Raw genomic sequence first — 16,143 nt, 5'->3', positions numbered from 1 at the left:
CGTTTTATTGAGAAGCTTTTTTTGTATCGGCAGGCTCGGGTTCTTTGAGCCTTGCTAACAATTGATCGAACGGTTCTTTCGCTAAAATTTCCGCAAACTGCGTACGGTACGTTTGGATAATACTCACGCCTAAAATATCGACATCATAAATCATCCATTCTCCGGCATTGGCGGTTTTATAAAATTTGTAAATAATTTCGTACACTTCGCCGTTTTTCATGAGATGGGTCGTTAAGTGAATCCGCGTGTCTTTGATTTTCTCTAAGTTCTTAATCACGATTTTTTCGTCGGTATACAGATCGAGTTTTTCCATGTAGGAATTTTTCAAGCGCATCTCGAACAACTTCGTAAATTCGTGCTGTTTCTCTGAAGATAAACTTTCCCATTGTTTTGCGCCTATCGATAGTTTTGCCATTAACGTGTAATCGAACACGGAATCGAAAATGGCAAAAATTTTACCCGAACGCTCTGGTTTTGAGAGATGCGTATTGCGTAAAATAGACGTAGCAAGATCGATATTAGAGCGCATAAAAGGCGTAATATCGCTTTCGGGGAGCGCTAGAAGCGAATGTGCGCATATGAGCATAACCCAAATGCTAGAAAGTAATTTTTGCATCATGGTTTTATTCGCTTATCAGTTTGTTTCGACGCGATTCGTAAATATCGCGTAAAAACGGATAAAGTTCGATTGCATCTTTTTTGAGACTGTCGTATTCGTTGACATGTAAAGACGTTCGATTGATCATATAAAATGCCGTTACGCCGAGAGATTCGGCGGTATTGTCGACCATATTTGCGTCGCGCGCTTCGATATACGTAAGCGGATTCAACCAATAATCACCCGCAAGCCCGACAAGATCGCGGGCATTGGACGGTCCTATAATCGGCAGTACGATGTGAAAGCCGCTACCGACGCCGTAAGCACCCAAGGTCTGTCCGAAATCCTCATCGTGTGCGTAAATGTGCAACTCTTCTGCGGCAACGTCGCGAAAACCCAAGATACCCATCGTTGAATTCAAGACGAAACGCTCGGATTCTTCAAAAGCATTGAGCCATTTAAATTGCAAAAGATTATTGACGAAACGAATCGGGAAAAAAAGGTTTTCAAACGCATTGGAAAGACCTTTACGTGCGCTCTCGGGCACGAGATAAGCGTATCCTTGCGCCGTCGGTCTAAGAAGGTATTCGTAAAAATGATCGTTGACGTCCGTCATAAAACGGTTGTATCCTTCCAACGGATCAAAAAGAGCTTCGCTTGTTTTATCGGCAAATTCGGTTTCAACGTCTTCGCTTGCTTGTTGCGGCGTAGGGTTTGCCGCCCATAATAGCGATAAACTGAAAAAACATGCTAAAAATAATAGACGCACCGGCAACTCCGAAATAGTAAAATTGTCGCAATTATAGAACTTTTCTAATTTATTTTAGATTAAAGTTTATGAACGGTGCCTTTCTTTAGCATAGAACAAGCAAATTTTAATCTTGTTTTGACTATAATCTCCGTCCTAATCTCACACACACCAATCCTTTACGGTTGCAGTGTTGAACTGTTGACGGGTGTGGAGGCAAAACCAAAAATTAAACAAAGGAGAGCTTCATGGTAACCATGAAAGACCTATTGGAGTGCGGTGTACACTTCGGACACCAAACAAGACGCTGGAATCCAAAGATGAAAAAATTCATCTTCGGAGAGAGAAAAAATATTTATATCGTAGACCTTCAAAAAACGCTACGTTATTTCAGATATACCTACAATGTTGTTAAAGATGCAGCAGCTGAGGGTAAATCAATGTTGTTCGTAGGAACCAAAAAACAAGCAAGCCAAGCTATTCGCGAATACGCGGAAAAATGCGGTATGCCATACGTTAACCACAGATGGTTAGGCGGTATGCTAACGAATTACCAAACCATCAGACAATCTATCCGTAAACTTGACATTATCGAAAAAATGGAAGAAGACGGACAAATCGATCTTCTCACTAAAAAAGAAGCCTTGATGCTTCGAAGAAAAAAAGAGAAACTTTTGGATTACCTCGGCGGTATCCGCAATATGAAAAACTTACCCGATATGATCTTTGTTATTGATACCGTGAAAGAAAAAATTGCCGTTCAAGAGGCAAGACGTTTAGGTATTACGGTCGTTGCTCCGCTTGATACGAACTGTGATCCCGATATGGTTGATTTACCGATCCCCGGCAACGACGATGCAATTCGTTCGATTCAACTTTTCTGTAAAGAGATGTGTGAAGCAATGAGCGAAGGAGCGGAAATTCGCGCTAAAGACGCCCCTGCGGCTGAAGAAGCGGTTGAAGCAAGCGAAGAAGAGAAAAACGACTTGATCGATGAAGCGATGAGCGAAGAAGAAGCAGTAGTAGAGGAAGGCGAATAATGGCTGAAATTACCGCTGCTTTAGTAAAAGAGTTACGCGAGTCCACCGGTGCCGGTATGATGGATTGTAAAAAAGCACTCGTCGATACGGACGGCGATTTTGAAGCGGCTACGAACCTTTTAAGAGAAAAAGGTTTGGGAAAAGCGGCTAAAAAAGCGGACAGGTTGGCAAGTGAAGGTTTGGTCAACGTTTACGTCGATCCGACACTTAAAACGGCAACCGTGAGCGAGATCAATGCGGAAACGGATTTTGTCGCGAAAAACGAAGGTTTTATCGCTTTAACGAAAGATACGACGGCACATATTCAAGCAACGAACGTCGAGACGACAGAAGAACTTATGAAAACGACCATCAACGGTACGCCGTTTGAAGAGTATTTTGCTACGAAAGTCGCAACAATCGGTGAAAACTTGGTCGTAAGACGCTTTGCAACGCTTAAAGCAGGTGCCAACGGCGTCGTCAACGGTTATGTTCACTCCAACGGACGCGTGGGTGTTTTAATTGCGGCAAGTTGCGACAGTGAAGCGACGGCGCAAAAAGCGGGTGAATTTATTCGTAACCTTTGTATGCATGCCGCGGCAATGAAGCCTACGTATTTAAGCTATACCGAACTCGATCCTGCATTCGTAGAGCAAGAAACGATCGGTATTAAAGCCGATATCGAAAAAGAAAACGAAGAGTTGGCGCGCCTTAAAAAACCTCTTAAACGTGTACCGCTTTTTGTCTCTCGCGTACAATTGACGGACGAAGTTTTAGTGCAAGCGCAAAAAGAGATGGAAGCAGAGTTAAAAGCACAAGGAAAACCCGAAAAAATTTGGGATAAAATTATTCCGGGACAAATTGAACGCTTTATCGCCGACAATACGCAACTTGACCAACAATATACGCTTTTAAGTCAATTCTACGTTATGGACGATAAAAAAACTATCGCTCAAGTGGTTGAAGAAAAAAGCAAAGAATTCGGCGGTAAAATCGAACTGGTAGGTTATGTTCGTTTTGAACTCGGCGAAGGCTTAGAGAAAAAAGCATGCGACTTCGCTTCCGAAGTTGCAGAACAACTGAAATAACGATTTTAAACGATCGGTGAAGGGGCAACTCTTCACCTCTTTTTTGGAAGGACATTGATGTCTTTACTACACGCAAACGCACTCTCACACTCTTTTGACTACCTGCTGTTCGACAATGTTACGTTTGACTTGGCTGCAAAAGAATCTATGGCGATTTTAGGCGTGAGCGGTAGCGGTAAATCAACTTTATTGCATATTTGTTCGACGCTTTTAGCTCCGAATAAAGGTGAAGTTGTTTTATGTGATCACCAGATCTACAAAGATAGCGATGATGTGCGTTTAAAATTACGACGTTACGACGTCGGGATTATTTTTCAATCCCATTACCTTTTTAAAGGTTTCTTTGCCGACGAAAACGTTGAATTAGCCTCGTTTATTAGCGATCAAACGGTTGATCCGATGCTTTTGGAGCGTTTGGGTATCGCGGAGTTTATGCATTATCGAGTCGGAGATCTTTCCGGCGGACAGCAACAGCGTGTTTCCATTGCACGCGTTCTTGCAAAAAAACCTAAAATTATTTTTGCCGATGAACCGACGGGCAATTTGGACGATAAAACGGCTCAAGAGGTCATGAACGTGCTTTTCGAATACATCGAACGCGAAAATGCCGCTCTTTTACTCGTGACGCACAATCGGCAACTTGCACGACAATGCACGTACGTCAAACATCTTCACGTCGACGGATTGAAAGAGGAAGTATAAACGATGGAATCGCTTATTCGACTCTTCGGCGAAGAACATGTGATTCTTTTTTTTCTTCTCTTTGCCCGACTAAGCGGCTTATTTGCCTTTTTCCCTTTTTTTTCGCATGCGACGATTCCTTTAAGCATTAAAACGTCGATAACGTTTTTTATGGTTATTTTTCTTTATCCTTTATTGCCTCCTTTACCGTTTGTGCCGACTTTGCTTAACTTATTGCTTGCAATTCTCTCCGAACTTTTGATCGGTTTAATCGGCGGATTAATGTTAACGATCGTTCTTTCAATTTTACAAATGGCGGGAATGCAAATCGCTTTTGTCATGGGCTTTACGATGGCAAGTGTTATGGATCCTCAAACCAGTTCGTCGGTACCGGTTATTTCTCAAATTTTAGCGTTAATAGGTTTAATGGTCATTTTGGCGTTTAACGGACATCATCAAATGCTTTTATTTATTGCCGATTCTTTGACACTTTTACCGCTGGGGACGTTTTACCCTCACATGAACGTTTTGACCTACTTAATCAAAGCAACGACGGGGATTTTTGTTTACGGTTTTGTTCTTTCATTTCCCGTTGTGGCATTTTCGCTCCTACTCGACGTTGTTTTCGGTATGCTCATGAAAACCATGCCTCAATTCAACCTGTTAGTCGTCGGATTTCCGATTCGTATTGCTGTTTCGTTTGTCGTTTTGATTGCCGTTTTGGCATCGATGATGCTGATTTTCAAGCGGGAATTTATCGAAGCGATGAACCATTTGTCACTTCTTTTTCTACGTTAAAGCAATCATAAATTTTTTTATACTACAATGGGAAATACTAATTCTCATTCAGGAGTGAGCATGCGCCTGTTACTACTCAACACGAACCCCGCCGTTTCAAGGCTTATCAAACTTAGTACCGATAAGGTCGGGTATGAGTTGGACGAATTTGACGATTACGGGTTGGTTCCCTTGGTTCAATACGACGTCATATTGGTAGATAACGAGGTGTATGAAGAAGAAGCCCTTGAAGGCGTGAAAGAGACGAGTGAATGTAACTATGTTGTTTATATCGGGCAACGAGGTACGCAAAAACCCCAAGGCGTAAACGTTCTTTTGGAAAAACCCTTTTTACCGACCGATTTTCTAACGTTACTGGAAAAAGCGAAAAATACGCTTTTGAGCGTTAGAGTTGAAGATCCGATCGTATTGCCGGAGCAAAACGACGAAGAAAAAGCCTTCGATATCGACAATATCGATACCTTAGACGAAGACGAGCCGTTAACGCTTCCGATCCCTTCCGATGATGAAGATACATCGTTAGAATTAGGGGAAGTGGAGCTCGGTGAAATGTCGTTTGAAGATGAAACATTACTCGACGCGCATACTCAAGATATGCCATCCAAAAATGAAGAAGAGTTGGCTTTAGATGAATTGGATGACGCGTCGTTATTGCTTCAAGAAGACAAAAGCTTAGGTGCGGTGCCGGCGCAAGAAGACGACGAAGAACTCCTTGAAGAGGGAAAAGATGAAGCAACGCCGTGTATTTTAGACAAAGATGATATTAATGAAGTTAAACAGCTTTTAGACGACAGCGACCAAGAAGAAGAAAACGAAGCTTTGCATGAAATCGACGATACTTTAGCTTTCCTCGACGATGAAGACGAAGACGAGAAAAAAGAGGAAGAAGACGATTTTGCATTTGAAGAAGACACAAAAATGCAAGATCAGACGGACGTACTCTCTTTAGAGTCGCTTGAAGACGAAGATTTGGCGTTGGAGGAAGCGTCCGATGCAGATGAAATGACGATAGCGCAGATTGACGAAGCAGATGAAGAAGAAAGTGAAGAAGAAAGTGAAGAAGAAATCCTTCCGCAAGAAGAGATCATCGACTCTTTTGAAGAAACGTTGGTCGAAGCGACGGAGGAAGTATCCGAAGATGAAGACGAAGCGGATTTTCCAGAAGATGACGCGCTTATGATTCCACATGTCGACGATGCCGTGGAAGAGCTTGAACACGAAGACGCTTTATTAGACCCCGTTGCCACTATCGACGTTGCTGCCTCTCGCACCCAAGATATTAGCATCGCATCGTTGGACGATTTGAACGAAAATCTTCTCAAATCGGCGTTCGGAGAAACCATAGAGGAAGATGCTCCTGAGTCTTTAACGCCAGATGACTCAGAAGACGTGCAAGAAGAAGAAAAAATAGACGTTATACGCGGTGAAATCGAAAATAGCATTTCCAGAAGTATTTCGGGACTTGCTCAAAGCGATATTTTACGGGAAGCCTTAAAAGGAATGCGTATTAATATTTCCATTACCTTTGACGAGAAATAAAGGATGAAAGGCAATCTTTTAGTGCTTTCAGGTCCTAGCGGATCGGGAAAAAGTTCTTTGATGAAGCATGTACTTCAGGCAATTCCCGATGCTTATTTTTCTATCTCGAGTACGACACGCGCGATACGTGAAGGCGAAAAAGAGGGTGTCAGTTATCATTTTATTTCCAAAGAGGCTTTTGAGCAGGACATGGAAGCGGGATACTTTTTAGAATGGGCAAAGGTGCACGACAACTATTACGGAACTTCTTTAAAGCCTATTTTAAAAGCGTTGCACGAGGGGCGTTTGGTTGTATGCGACATCGATGTTCAAGGGCATAAAATCGCTCGCGAAAAATTCGGCGACGTGATTACTTCGGTTTTTATTACGACTCCGGACCAAAAAAGCTTACGGGAACGACTGTGTTTTCGAGGTACGGATTCGAATGACGTCATCGACAAGCGATTGGCGAATGCCGTTTCAGAGATGACATGTATCAAAGAATACGATTATTTACTGATTAACGACGATTTGGAAGAAACCGCACATACGCTTATTGCGATCGCTTTAGCTTCACGTACGAAAACGGCTTTAACGGATTTGGGCGAATTCATCAGCTCTTGGGCGAATATCGAGTAGCAAGTCCGCCTCATTTTTCGTTTAGGAAAAAATGCTATAATAAGTTACTTTTAGAGTATAAGGAACACAATGGGAACGTTTAGTATTTCACACTGGCTCGTCATTTTGCTGATTATCGTTTTGCTTTTCGGTGCGAAAAAAATCCCCGATCTTGCTAAAGGGGTCGGTCAAGGAATCAAAAACTTTAAAAAAGCGATAAAAGAAGAAGAGACGCCGACGATAGAAAATATGGAAACAAAAAACGATACGACTGCGACGACAACGCCGCCGCATGAAGAAAAAAAATCAAATTAAGCGTTGAGATCAATTACGTAAGGAGAAAAAATGGGTACGTTTAGTATGGGACATTGGTTAGTTATTTTAGCCGTGGTTGTTTTGCTTTTCGGTGCAAAAAAAATTCCTGAATTGGCCAAGGGCTTTGGACAGGGAATTAAAGATTTTAAAAAAGCAATTAAAGAAGACGAGGAAGCTACAGCCGTAGCACCAAGCGAAAAAGTAGAGTCTAAAGTAGACGTTACGGCGTCGACGACAGTGCCTCACGTCGACGAAAAAAAATCCGTATAAGGTTCGGTGTTGAAAAAAAGAGTTACCGAAGTCATTCAAAAGACACTGCAAAGAGAGTTTGTTTTAGAAAAACCGACCAATCTTTTTTTTGGGCATTATGCAACGCCGATCGCATTTTCGTTAGCAAAAGAGTTGAAAAAATCTCCTATTGCGATTGCCGAAGAACTTTGTTCCAAGTTCGATACCGACGGTATTTTTCAAGCCGTTACGCCGATCAAAGGGTACATCAATTTTAAATTGAGCGAGTCGTTTCTTGATCACTATGCGACATGGGCGTTGGAACATGAAGCCGAATTTGGCAGCGATACGCATGACGAATCCATTTTATTGGAATACGTCAGTGCAAATCCTACAGGACCTTTGCATATTGGACATGCCAGAGGCGCGGTCATGGGCGATGCTCTCTATCGTATCGGAACGCATCTAGGGTATAAAATTACGACCGAATATTACGTCAACGATGCGGGGAATCAAGTCGATTTGCTAGGACTTTCGATTTACCTTGCCGGACGTGAGCATATACTGAACGTTGACGTGCAATGGCCCGAAGAGTTCTATCGCGGTGAGTACATCGTCGATTTGGCGTTTGTCGCCAAAGACGAGCTCGGGGAAGCGATTTTCCATAACGAAGAAAATATCAAACGTTTGTCCGTCTGGGGCAAAGACAAGATGCTAGAGCTCATTCGATCCAATCTTGCGGACGTAGGAATCCATTTTGAGCAGTTTGTCAGCGAAAAATCCCTTTATGATCAATGGGACGCCAGCTTTACGCGATTGCGCAACAATGCTAAAACGTATGAAGAAGGCGGCAAAGTGTGGATCCGTTCGACTGACTTGGGCGACGAAAAAGATCGCGTCGTCGTGAGAGAAGACGGAAGACCGACCTATTTGGCGGGAGATATTATCTACCACGACAATAAGTTTCAGCGCGGTTACGATCACTATATTAACATTTGGGGCGCAGACCACCACGGTTATATTGCACGCGTGAAAGCGGCGATTAATTTCTTAGGCTACGACGAATCCAAACTGGAAGTATTATTGGCGCAAATGGTCTCTTTGCTCAAAGGCAAAGAGCCGTATAAAATGAGTAAACGTGCCGGAAATTTTATTTTGATGAGCGACGTCGTTGCCGAGATAGGCAGTGACGCATTACGTTTCGTTTTTCTCAGCAAAAAATCGGATACGCACCTTGAGTTTGACATCGACGTGTTTAAGCAAGAAGACAATAACAATCCCATTTTTTACGTGAATTACGCTCATGCAAGGGTCAATCAGATTTTTGCAAAAGCTGAAAAATCGCTTCAAGATATCGTACATGTCACATTAGAAAACTTAAGCGAAGAGGCTCAAAATCTTCTTTTTAGTGCTCTCTTACTTCCCGAAGTTTTAGATGATGCATTTCATTCCCGACAAGTACAAAAAGTAACCGAATATTTAAAATCCCTTGCGGCGGCACTGCATAAATTTTACAACGAAAATCGTGTCGTCGGAAGTGACGACGAAGCCAAGCTACTTAAACTATTTGCCGTCGTTGCACTCTCTTTACGCGTAGGGCTTCGCATGATCGGCATTCATGCTAAAGAGAGAATGTAGTCTTTCTTCATGCGACGCGAACGCCTTTTCACGACGCTTCTGCGTTTAGCGATACGCTATCCAAAACTCTTAATCGTAGCCCTTCTTTTAGGAGGGCTTTCTTACATGTACGAAGTTTTTATCGCGCGCGATACGATGTGTTTTAAAGGTGTTCCGCAAGCACTCGATGCACGTAGCGAACATTGGACGCGTGTTTTTCGCAATCGTGCGTATATGGTAGGATATTCGGATATAAAAGCCAATCCACTTTGGGTGGTTTATAAACTTACACCTTCTTCTAGCGAGACAGGTTCACTCAAACGCCCTGAAAGTTTTAGTCGCGATTGGCGAAATCTCGGCTTAATCGCACAAGACGATTATACCAATAGCGGGTATGATCGAGGGCATATGGCACCCAATTTCGCGATAGCCCGTCTCTACGGTAAAACCGCTCAATACGAGACCTTTTTGATGACCAATATTACGCCGCAAAAACCCTCTTTAAATCAAAAAATTTGGCAACGTCTAGAAGAGGCGGAAATCGAGACGTTCGCTCCAAAATACAAAGTATTGTGGGTGTATACCGGGCCCTTGTTTGAAGGACGTTCTCAAACGTTAAAAAGTTCGGCATGGATTCAAGTTCCCTCGGCATTTTATAAATTTTACGTCGGTATCGATGCAACCGATCAGCTTCATACGTTCGGCGTGATTATTCCTCAAAACGCCAAGCCAAACGATTCTTTCGAACGTTATGCGGTTAGTATCGATGAAATCGAACGTCGTAGCGGGTTTGATTTTTTATGCGACTTAGACGAGGCTCTGGAAGAAAAAATAGAAGCCTCGCAAGGAGAGCAGTGGTTTTAATCGCAAAGTGAGGAAGCCGGTTCGGGGCGAGAGAAAAAGAAGCCTTGGGCGTAGCGAATGCCTAAATCGCGAATTTGTTCACAGATGCCTTCATCGCTTACGTATTCGGCGATGACTTGGATACCGGCTTCTTTGGCAAACGTCACGATATTTTTGACCAATAAAAATGAAATCGTATCGGTTAGAATTTTTTGAATAATACTCCCGTCAATTTTAATAAAATCGGGTTTTAATTCGGCAAGGTAAATAAAGTTGGAATATCCGCTCCCAAAATCGTCGATAAAGATTTGATACCCTAAGCGCTTCAGCATCGACAAATTCTCTTTTGCTTTTTCTTTACGTACCAAATCTTCCGTCTCAACCAGCTCTAAACCTAAGCGTTTTGCGATCAAAGGGTCTTGTGCGTAGGTTTTTAGAAGCGATAAGATTGTCTCGTCGATAATATCTTGAGGATTGAGATTCACGTTGATGCAAAGCTTGGGATGAAGACGAAGTTGTTGATAGCAGACACCGAGAACTTTTTGCGTAATGTTCCGCAATAAAAACGTACCTTGAATGCTCGGAAGGATTTTATCGGGCGTTACGATGCAGTTTTCATGGTCGAAAAGGCGCAAAAGAGCTTCGTAATGTGAAATCTGAGCGGTTTCGACATCGATAATTTTTTGATAGTAACATGTAAGGCGATCTTCTTCGATTGCCGCTTTAATTTCGGCTAAGGATAAATGACCGCGTTGATCTTTGTGTCCGGATTCGTCGTAAATCTCAATGGTATTGCGCCCTTTCGATTTGGCATTGTAAAGTGCGACGTCGGCAAGTTTAAAAGCTTCTTGAAACGTACGTGATTTTTGAGGAACGAGATTAACGCCGATCGAAACGCTAAGCTGAATCGATTCATTGGAGGGCAATACAAAACGGGTATTTTGAATCGTGCTGAAGAGTTTTTCAATGATATTAAGCGGTGTGCTCGGATCATTTTTTTGCATACGCGCTAAGATTAAAAACTCTTCTCCTCCGTATCGAATGACGATATCTTCTTTTTCTCGCGTTGAAGTTAAAAGCGTTTGAGCGATTTGCGTTAGCACCTGATCGCCGCTATCGTGTCCGTAGGTATCGTTGATTTTTTTAAAATAGTCGATGTCTAACGCCGCAATAATATAATCGTCGAGCGGAATCAAATCTTGGTAATGTTGCAGGTAGTTACGGTTATAAACGCCGGTCAGTTTATCGATAAAGCTATTTTTGCGTATATCTTTCAAACGAATCGCCTGCAGGATCAAAAAGAATAAAATAACGCCGATAATCACCATTATGCCGATAATTCCACGTTTTAAAATCGTCAAAACATAGTTCACTTCTTCGATTTTTTGAACCGAAAAATCAATAGCCAAGACGAGTTGCACCTGATGGTCGTATTGAATGGGCAGGAGGTAGGTAAGCGATAGTTGATGCAAGAGCGTATGATGAATAATAACGGGACGTTTTTCTTCATAGATACGAAACCATTCGGGACTTTCGATATCTAGTTTTTGATTGATCATCGCTTTGTCTTCTTTGTTGGATGCATCGCTTAAAAAGCGAAAGATGCCGCGGTCGTCTTTGTAAACCAAATATGCGTATTTGATATTGGGCGTTAAGAGTGTTTTGAGATACGATTCGACGCGGCGTTGTAACGTGACGTCGTTTTTCAACGCTTCGACGTAATCTTGTTGGGAATGAAGCAAATTTTCGACTTGTGAAGCACAATTTTGGGTGATGCTGAAAAGATCGGAAGTGGAAATCGTAAAGAGTTTGCGACCGATTTGCTCTTCAAGTTTAATCGTATAGCTAAGAAGTAAAAGCAGAACAAAAGCAATCAAAAGCGTCGGGATAAAAAAATAAAACGGACTTTTATGCCATAACGAGCGCAGTGTCATTCGATCGACTCGATAAACTGTTCAAAAGAGCTCGGTAAATGGATGCGGTGTGCTTGGAGTCGTCGTTGGATAAAAACGATATTCGGTCGGCTTTTATTCCAAAAAAAAGCACCGAAATAACGTTCGTCGGAAAGAAGCTTCCGATAATTGTTGGTAAAGTAAAGCGTGTTTTTAGCGTGGCAGATACTATTTGCATCGATGTTTTTATTGATAAAAATAAAGTTTGCATCTTCACATGTTGCACTAAGCGTTGCATACTGCGCGTAGACACTTTTTTCAAGTTTTGACATTTCCGGAATAAAGAGTCTAAGGGGTTCGTTCAAAGAGGAAGCGGCAATTTCGGCAATAATTTTTGCTTCCAACTCTATCTCTTTTTGATAAGGCTTAACCAAAAACGTATAATTATCCGCATACGTGAAAATCGCAAGTAAGCTAATGATTATGACATGCTTCATCAAAAAATCCATTGCAGCGAAAAAAAGATGTTTCTATCGCTATCGTCTTCGAGCGTGAAAGAGCCGTTGACGTTTTCTTGGTAGAGAGAACGCGTCGATTTGTCGAGAATATTATTGATTTTGACGCTATAGCTCAGATCTTTCGTTAAATGGTAGGTTGCACCGAGGCTTACGTTGTAGCTTGCCGGGACATGGATAGTCTCGTAACGCTAGGCATTTTTATAAATCAAAGAGGTAAAGTAGTCCCACTTTTGGTAACTGCCCATATATTTGATATAGCCGCCCTTAGTTGAATTATTGATCGTTTCGCTAAGTGTAGACGTGTAATAGTTGAGGTGCAGTTTGTCGTTACGCGATAAGGCGTATTCGTAATCAAAGATAAGTCCTTCGGTATGAATCGTATGATCGACGTTTAAAAATCCGACCGTAGGTTCGTAGTAGATAAAATCGTTGATAGCGACATGATCGTACGTAACGTTTACTTTAGAGTCACCAAACGTTAATGCCGCTTCCAAGGTATAAAAACGGTAAGCTTGCGATTGGAGTTCTTTGTCGAAAAAGGCAGCATAATCGATCGTATAAAATGTGGGTGCAATAGCAGTTTTCGTGTAAAAGCTTTTGAGACCGAGATAATCTGTCGGCGTATAAATTGCCCCGATACGATAAAGCGAATCGGTCGAGTCTTCCATAAATCCGTCACGTCGGTGTCGATCCGATTTTGCGTTGGCGACGAGAATGATCTCGTCGTTTAAGCGGTAACTGTCTTGTACGATCAAAGAGCCGATCGTCTCGGTATCGAAGTCGTTGTATGCTCCTACATCGGTTGTTTGATGCAGCATATTGATTGTTTTTCTAGTGTTAACGTCGTAACTTTTATGTTGAACGTTGAATGCCGTGAGAAACGTGTTTTCTTCACTTGTGAAGGTTTTTGAAAGAAATGCGTTGGTTTTGAAAACTTCTAATTCTTCATCGAACGCGATGGGAATCGTTAATCCCAATTGCGTAAAATCGAGGACGGGAACGAGCCATAATCCTTGGGCGTTCTCTTCGTAATACTCTCGGTTATTCGCATCAAAGGAGAGGTTTGCCTTGATGGAGCGGTCGTCTAAAAAAAAGTGCGTTACGTCAACGAAAAAATCCTTGGAGCGCATACGTCCGCTATCGGGGATAGCATCGATGGAAAGTCCCGCGTAATTGTTGCTTGAAAAATCGGTATACGCCGCGCTGATGCGAGAGGTTTCGTTACTGGCATCGGCAAAGAGATACCTTCGTATTCCGTTAGCATTAAGGGTCTGGTTTTTATAATCCGACTCTTTAAACATTCGGGATTGATTGACAAACATAAGGTATTTCCAACCGTTTTCAAAGGTTTGCGACTGCGTAAAACTTTGCGAATACGCTTTTTGGGAGTTGATTCCTAGATTAATTGCCGAGGCATTTTCTTTTTCAGGCTCTTTCGTATAGATACGAATATAATACATTCCCGTTTCATTACCGAAGGAAAAAGAACTTTCTCCGTAATAGATTTCGACGTGATCGATAAAATCCAGAGGAAGATCGCCCCATGAGAGCAAAGTCGATTGGTCGTATCCGGAGCTCAGTTCATGATCGTTAATAAAAAAGCGAAAGAAGCCGCTTGTCGTCGTTTTCGTGCCGACCAAAGAAGGGGTAGAAAGACCAAAACGGTTGGAATTTACGTTAAAAACGGGTAATTCTCGAAGAATGTCGTTGAGGGTTCGGTATTGCATCAACCGAATCTCTTGTTGGGAGTAGTTAATGACATGCCCTATTTTTTCATCGACGGTTTGCAATGAATTATCGGAGGCGCGCTCATATTCGCTTAATAAATAATCTATGGTTTCGCTGAATACAAATGAGACGGATAAAACTAAACATAGAACACTTTTGATCAAAATAACGATACCCTTTAATGCTTTGCTACGATTACGTAGGCGTATACAATAGGTTACAGTATAAAAAAAGAGAACTTAAGATCTTATAATTTTTATAAAACGGTTACGTATCGGTAATCAAAAATAATAATAAGATGCCTAAGTTTAAGAGCGGCAGTGTTGGCAAATACCGTTCATTACCATAAAGCTACTATTGATGATAAAGCCGCTTTGGTGGGAAATTGCTTCTAAAAGAGGTTTCGTATCGATAAAAATATCTTCGACGCTACCGCATTTGGAACATAAAAGATGAATATGCGGTACTTTTTTGATTTCGTATTGTTGTTTTTGATGCGGGAGTTTCACTTCTTCTAAAATATGAAAATTAATCAGATCATTAATGTTACGATAGAGAGTAGCTTTCGACATCGTCGGATATTTACGGATAATAACGTCAAAAAGCGTATCGATGTCGATATGTCCGAACTGATCGATGGAATCGAGTATTGCTAAACGTTGATGCGTCGATTTGAGGTTGCTTGCTTTGAGCACATCTTTAAATCTTTCCATAAAACGCACTGATCCTTTATAATAATGTTAAAAATACCGTAAATGTCGTAATTTTATAGCAGGAGAGCTTAATAAGATATTAACTATCCTATTTAAGAATAATTAATTATAGGAATAAATTCTAAATAAGATTAATTACTATTTAAGATAGATATCTTTATAATGCTTCCATATTCTTAAAAAGGAGATGAAATGCAAATTTCTAAGGTTCTAAGCCTTTGTGCGTTGAGTGCTACCGTAGTTTTCGGTGCAAACAGCTTGGTAGAAAAAGTTAAGCAAAACGGAATTGAGGCGATTCCCGTAAGCCAGCTTGAGGTTTTAAAATTAATTGATGATCCTAAAGATCCAATTACTTCGGCGAAAGTGGAGCTTGGGAAGAAACTCTATTTTGATCCGAGAATGTCGCGCAGCTCTTTGATTAGTTGCAATACCTGTCACAATCTAGCTACCGGAGGTACGGACGGGATTAGTGCGGCAATCGGTCACGGATGGACGGCCAATCCGCATCATCTCAACTCTCCGACGGTTTACAACTCCGCTTTTTTTAAAGCACAATTTTGGGACGGTAGAAGCCCGCACCTAGCCGATCAAGCGCAAGGTCCCGTTCAAGCAGGTCCTGAAATGGCTGCCCCACCTAAATTAGTCGAAGAGCGCATTAATTCAATTCCGGCTTACGTCGATGAGTTTAAATTTGTTTACGGCGATAACGTTAAAATTTCGTTTGAGAAGATTACGTCGACGATTGCTATTTTTGAAAAAACGTTGGTTACGCCTTCACGTTTCGATGATTTTATGAACGGAAACGATAACGCGCTTTCCAAAGCCGAGAAAGAAGGATTGGAAGTGTTTATCGACAAAGGGTGTGCGGCGTGCCATAACGGTATTGCTTTAGGCGGTACGATGCAAGCGTTTCAGGTAGCGGGAAAATATAAGTTCGCGCAAGTCGGAGATTTTAAAGGCGATGCAAACGGTATGGTCAAAACGCCGACCTTGAGAAATATTACCGAAACGGCTCCGTATTTTCACAACGGCGCGATTTGGACCTTGAAAGATGCGATTAAAGAGATGGGAAGTACGCAACTTGGAATTACGATCAGCGATGCGGACAGTGCTAAAATCGAGACGTTCTTAAAAGCATTAAAGGGAAGAAAGCCTGTTATTACGTATCCCGAACTTCCGGAAAGCAGTGAAAAAACACCGAAGCCCGATGCAAAACTCTAA

General features: G+C 41.9%; 17 protein-coding genes. 11 read left to right on the top strand and 6 right to left on the bottom strand.

Annotated elements, in window-relative coordinates:
* Positions 1 to 4 precede the first annotated feature (4 nt).
* Positions 5 to 619, bottom strand: a complete 615-nt coding sequence (locus UCH003_RS11335) for an ABC transporter substrate-binding protein (RefSeq protein ID WP_144441011.1) — start codon at positions 617 to 619, stop codon at positions 5 to 7.
* Between the two features lie 4 nt (positions 620 to 623).
* Positions 624 to 1,367 (bottom strand): MlaA family lipoprotein, encoded by a 744-nt coding sequence (locus tag UCH003_RS11330; protein WP_060826586.1) that lies wholly within the window; start codon positions 1,365 to 1,367, stop codon positions 624 to 626.
* A 227-nt stretch (positions 1,368 to 1,594) separates the two neighbouring features.
* On the opposite strand from UCH003_RS11330, the gene rpsB reads away from it, so the two are divergent.
* From rpsB to UCH003_RS11280, 10 genes are all read left to right on the top strand, one after another.
* Positions 1,595 to 2,386, top strand: a complete 792-nt coding sequence (gene rpsB / locus UCH003_RS11325; protein ID WP_039672193.1) for a 30S ribosomal protein S2 — start codon at positions 1,595 to 1,597, stop codon at positions 2,384 to 2,386.
* Positions 2,386 to 3,453, top strand: a complete 1,068-nt coding sequence (tsf, locus tag UCH003_RS11320; RefSeq protein ID WP_060826585.1) for a translation elongation factor Ts — start codon at positions 2,386 to 2,388, stop codon at positions 3,451 to 3,453. The genes rpsB and tsf overlap by 1 nt, the downstream gene beginning before the upstream one ends.
* A gap of 57 nt (positions 3,454 to 3,510) precedes the next feature.
* Positions 3,511 to 4,155, top strand: coding sequence for an ABC transporter ATP-binding protein (locus UCH003_RS11315; protein ID WP_039672195.1), 645 nt, complete (start codon positions 3,511 to 3,513; stop codon positions 4,153 to 4,155).
* A 3-nt stretch (positions 4,156 to 4,158) separates the two neighbouring features.
* Positions 4,159 to 4,932: a flagellar biosynthetic protein FliR gene (gene fliR / locus UCH003_RS11310; protein ID WP_041962859.1), complete on the top strand. Its 774-nt coding sequence runs from the start codon at positions 4,159 to 4,161 to the stop codon at positions 4,930 to 4,932.
* Positions 4,933 to 4,992: 60 nt separating this feature from the next.
* Positions 4,993 to 6,471 (top strand): hypothetical protein, encoded by a 1,479-nt coding sequence (locus UCH003_RS11305; protein ID WP_060826584.1) that lies wholly within the window; start codon positions 4,993 to 4,995, stop codon positions 6,469 to 6,471.
* A 3-nt stretch (positions 6,472 to 6,474) separates the two neighbouring features.
* Positions 6,475 to 7,089 (top strand): guanylate kinase, encoded by a 615-nt coding sequence (gmk, locus tag UCH003_RS11300; RefSeq protein ID WP_060826583.1) that lies wholly within the window; start codon positions 6,475 to 6,477, stop codon positions 7,087 to 7,089.
* A 69-nt stretch (positions 7,090 to 7,158) separates the two neighbouring features.
* Entirely contained in the window at positions 7,159 to 7,383 is a 225-nt protein-coding gene (gene tatA / locus UCH003_RS14045; protein WP_039672199.1) for a twin-arginine translocase TatA/TatE family subunit, read from the top strand.
* Between the two features lie 30 nt (positions 7,384 to 7,413).
* The gene (tatA, locus tag UCH003_RS11290) at positions 7,414 to 7,653 is read left to right on the top strand and encodes a twin-arginine translocase TatA/TatE family subunit (protein WP_039672200.1); all 240 of its coding nucleotides are present in this window, start codon (positions 7,414 to 7,416) and stop codon (positions 7,651 to 7,653) included.
* 9 nt (positions 7,654 to 7,662) lie between these two features.
* The gene (argS, locus tag UCH003_RS11285) at positions 7,663 to 9,249 is read left to right on the top strand and encodes an arginine--tRNA ligase (protein WP_060826582.1); all 1,587 of its coding nucleotides are present in this window, start codon (positions 7,663 to 7,665) and stop codon (positions 9,247 to 9,249) included.
* 9 nt (positions 9,250 to 9,258) lie between these two features.
* Positions 9,259 to 10,092 (top strand): DNA/RNA non-specific endonuclease, encoded by an 834-nt coding sequence (locus tag UCH003_RS11280; RefSeq protein ID WP_060826581.1) that lies wholly within the window; start codon positions 9,259 to 9,261, stop codon positions 10,090 to 10,092.
* Here the strand turns inward: UCH003_RS11280 and UCH003_RS13695 are convergent.
* The 4 genes from UCH003_RS13695 to UCH003_RS11260 form a co-directional block, all read right to left on the bottom strand.
* Positions 10,089 to 12,005, bottom strand: coding sequence for a putative bifunctional diguanylate cyclase/phosphodiesterase (locus tag UCH003_RS13695; RefSeq protein ID WP_158509039.1), 1,917 nt, complete (start codon positions 12,003 to 12,005; stop codon positions 10,089 to 10,091). The genes UCH003_RS11280 and UCH003_RS13695 overlap by 4 nt on opposite strands.
* Positions 12,002 to 12,460 carry a hypothetical protein gene (locus UCH003_RS11270; protein ID WP_060826580.1) on the bottom strand — a complete coding sequence of 153 codons (459 nt, stop codon included), beginning with the start codon at positions 12,458 to 12,460 and terminating at the stop codon, positions 12,002 to 12,004. Before UCH003_RS11270 ends, UCH003_RS13695 begins: the two co-directional genes overlap by 4 nt.
* 209 nt (positions 12,461 to 12,669) lie before the next feature.
* Positions 12,670 to 14,373, bottom strand: a complete 1,704-nt coding sequence (locus UCH003_RS11265; protein WP_231964776.1) for a TonB-dependent receptor plug domain-containing protein — start codon at positions 14,371 to 14,373, stop codon at positions 12,670 to 12,672.
* A 144-nt stretch (positions 14,374 to 14,517) separates the two neighbouring features.
* Complete coding sequence (locus UCH003_RS11260; RefSeq protein ID WP_060826579.1) at positions 14,518 to 14,922, bottom strand: Fur family transcriptional regulator; 405 nt, start codon at positions 14,920 to 14,922, stop codon at positions 14,518 to 14,520.
* Between the two features lie 192 nt (positions 14,923 to 15,114).
* Here UCH003_RS11260 and UCH003_RS11255 point away from each other — a divergent pair, with 192 nt between their 5' ends.
* Positions 15,115 to 16,143 (top strand): cytochrome-c peroxidase, encoded by a 1,029-nt coding sequence (locus tag UCH003_RS11255; protein ID WP_060826578.1) that lies wholly within the window; start codon positions 15,115 to 15,117, stop codon positions 16,141 to 16,143.

Origin of the sequence: Sulfurospirillum cavolei (assembly GCF_001548055.1) — a bacterium.
Lineage (GTDB): Bacteria > Campylobacterota > Campylobacteria > Campylobacterales > Sulfurospirillaceae > Sulfurospirillum.
The sequence above is the reverse complement of the archived record's forward strand: the minus strand, read 5'-3'. Positions and strand labels throughout refer to the sequence as shown.

What these genes read in the sequence shown, in the direction of transcription:
- UCH003_RS13695 (WP_158509039.1), bottom strand. Translation starts at nt 12,005, where the DNA reads ATGACACTGCGCTCGTTATGGCATAAAAGTCCGTTTTATTTTTTTATC.
- UCH003_RS11260 (WP_060826579.1), bottom strand. Translation starts at nt 14,922, where the DNA reads ATGGAAAGATTTAAAGATGTGCTCAAAGCAAGCAACCTCAAATCGACG.
- UCH003_RS11280 (WP_060826581.1), top strand. Translation starts at nt 9,259, where the DNA reads ATGCGACGCGAACGCCTTTTCACGACGCTTCTGCGTTTAGCGATACGC.
- tsf (WP_060826585.1), top strand. Translation starts at nt 2,386, where the DNA reads ATGGCTGAAATTACCGCTGCTTTAGTAAAAGAGTTACGCGAGTCCACC.
- fliR (WP_041962859.1), top strand. Translation starts at nt 4,159, where the DNA reads ATGGAATCGCTTATTCGACTCTTCGGCGAAGAACATGTGATTCTTTTT.
- gmk (WP_060826583.1), top strand. Translation starts at nt 6,475, where the DNA reads ATGAAAGGCAATCTTTTAGTGCTTTCAGGTCCTAGCGGATCGGGAAAA.
- UCH003_RS11270 (WP_060826580.1), bottom strand. Translation starts at nt 12,460, where the DNA reads ATGAAGCATGTCATAATCATTAGCTTACTTGCGATTTTCACGTATGCG.
- rpsB (WP_039672193.1), top strand. Translation starts at nt 1,595, where the DNA reads ATGGTAACCATGAAAGACCTATTGGAGTGCGGTGTACACTTCGGACAC.
- UCH003_RS11255 (WP_060826578.1), top strand. Translation starts at nt 15,115, where the DNA reads ATGCAAATTTCTAAGGTTCTAAGCCTTTGTGCGTTGAGTGCTACCGTA.
- UCH003_RS11315 (WP_039672195.1), top strand. Translation starts at nt 3,511, where the DNA reads ATGTCTTTACTACACGCAAACGCACTCTCACACTCTTTTGACTACCTG.
- tatA (WP_039672200.1), top strand. Translation starts at nt 7,414, where the DNA reads ATGGGTACGTTTAGTATGGGACATTGGTTAGTTATTTTAGCCGTGGTT.
- tatA (WP_039672199.1), top strand. Translation starts at nt 7,159, where the DNA reads ATGGGAACGTTTAGTATTTCACACTGGCTCGTCATTTTGCTGATTATC.
- UCH003_RS11335 (WP_144441011.1), bottom strand. Translation starts at nt 619, where the DNA reads ATGATGCAAAAATTACTTTCTAGCATTTGGGTTATGCTCATATGCGCA.
- UCH003_RS11305 (WP_060826584.1), top strand. Translation starts at nt 4,993, where the DNA reads ATGCGCCTGTTACTACTCAACACGAACCCCGCCGTTTCAAGGCTTATC.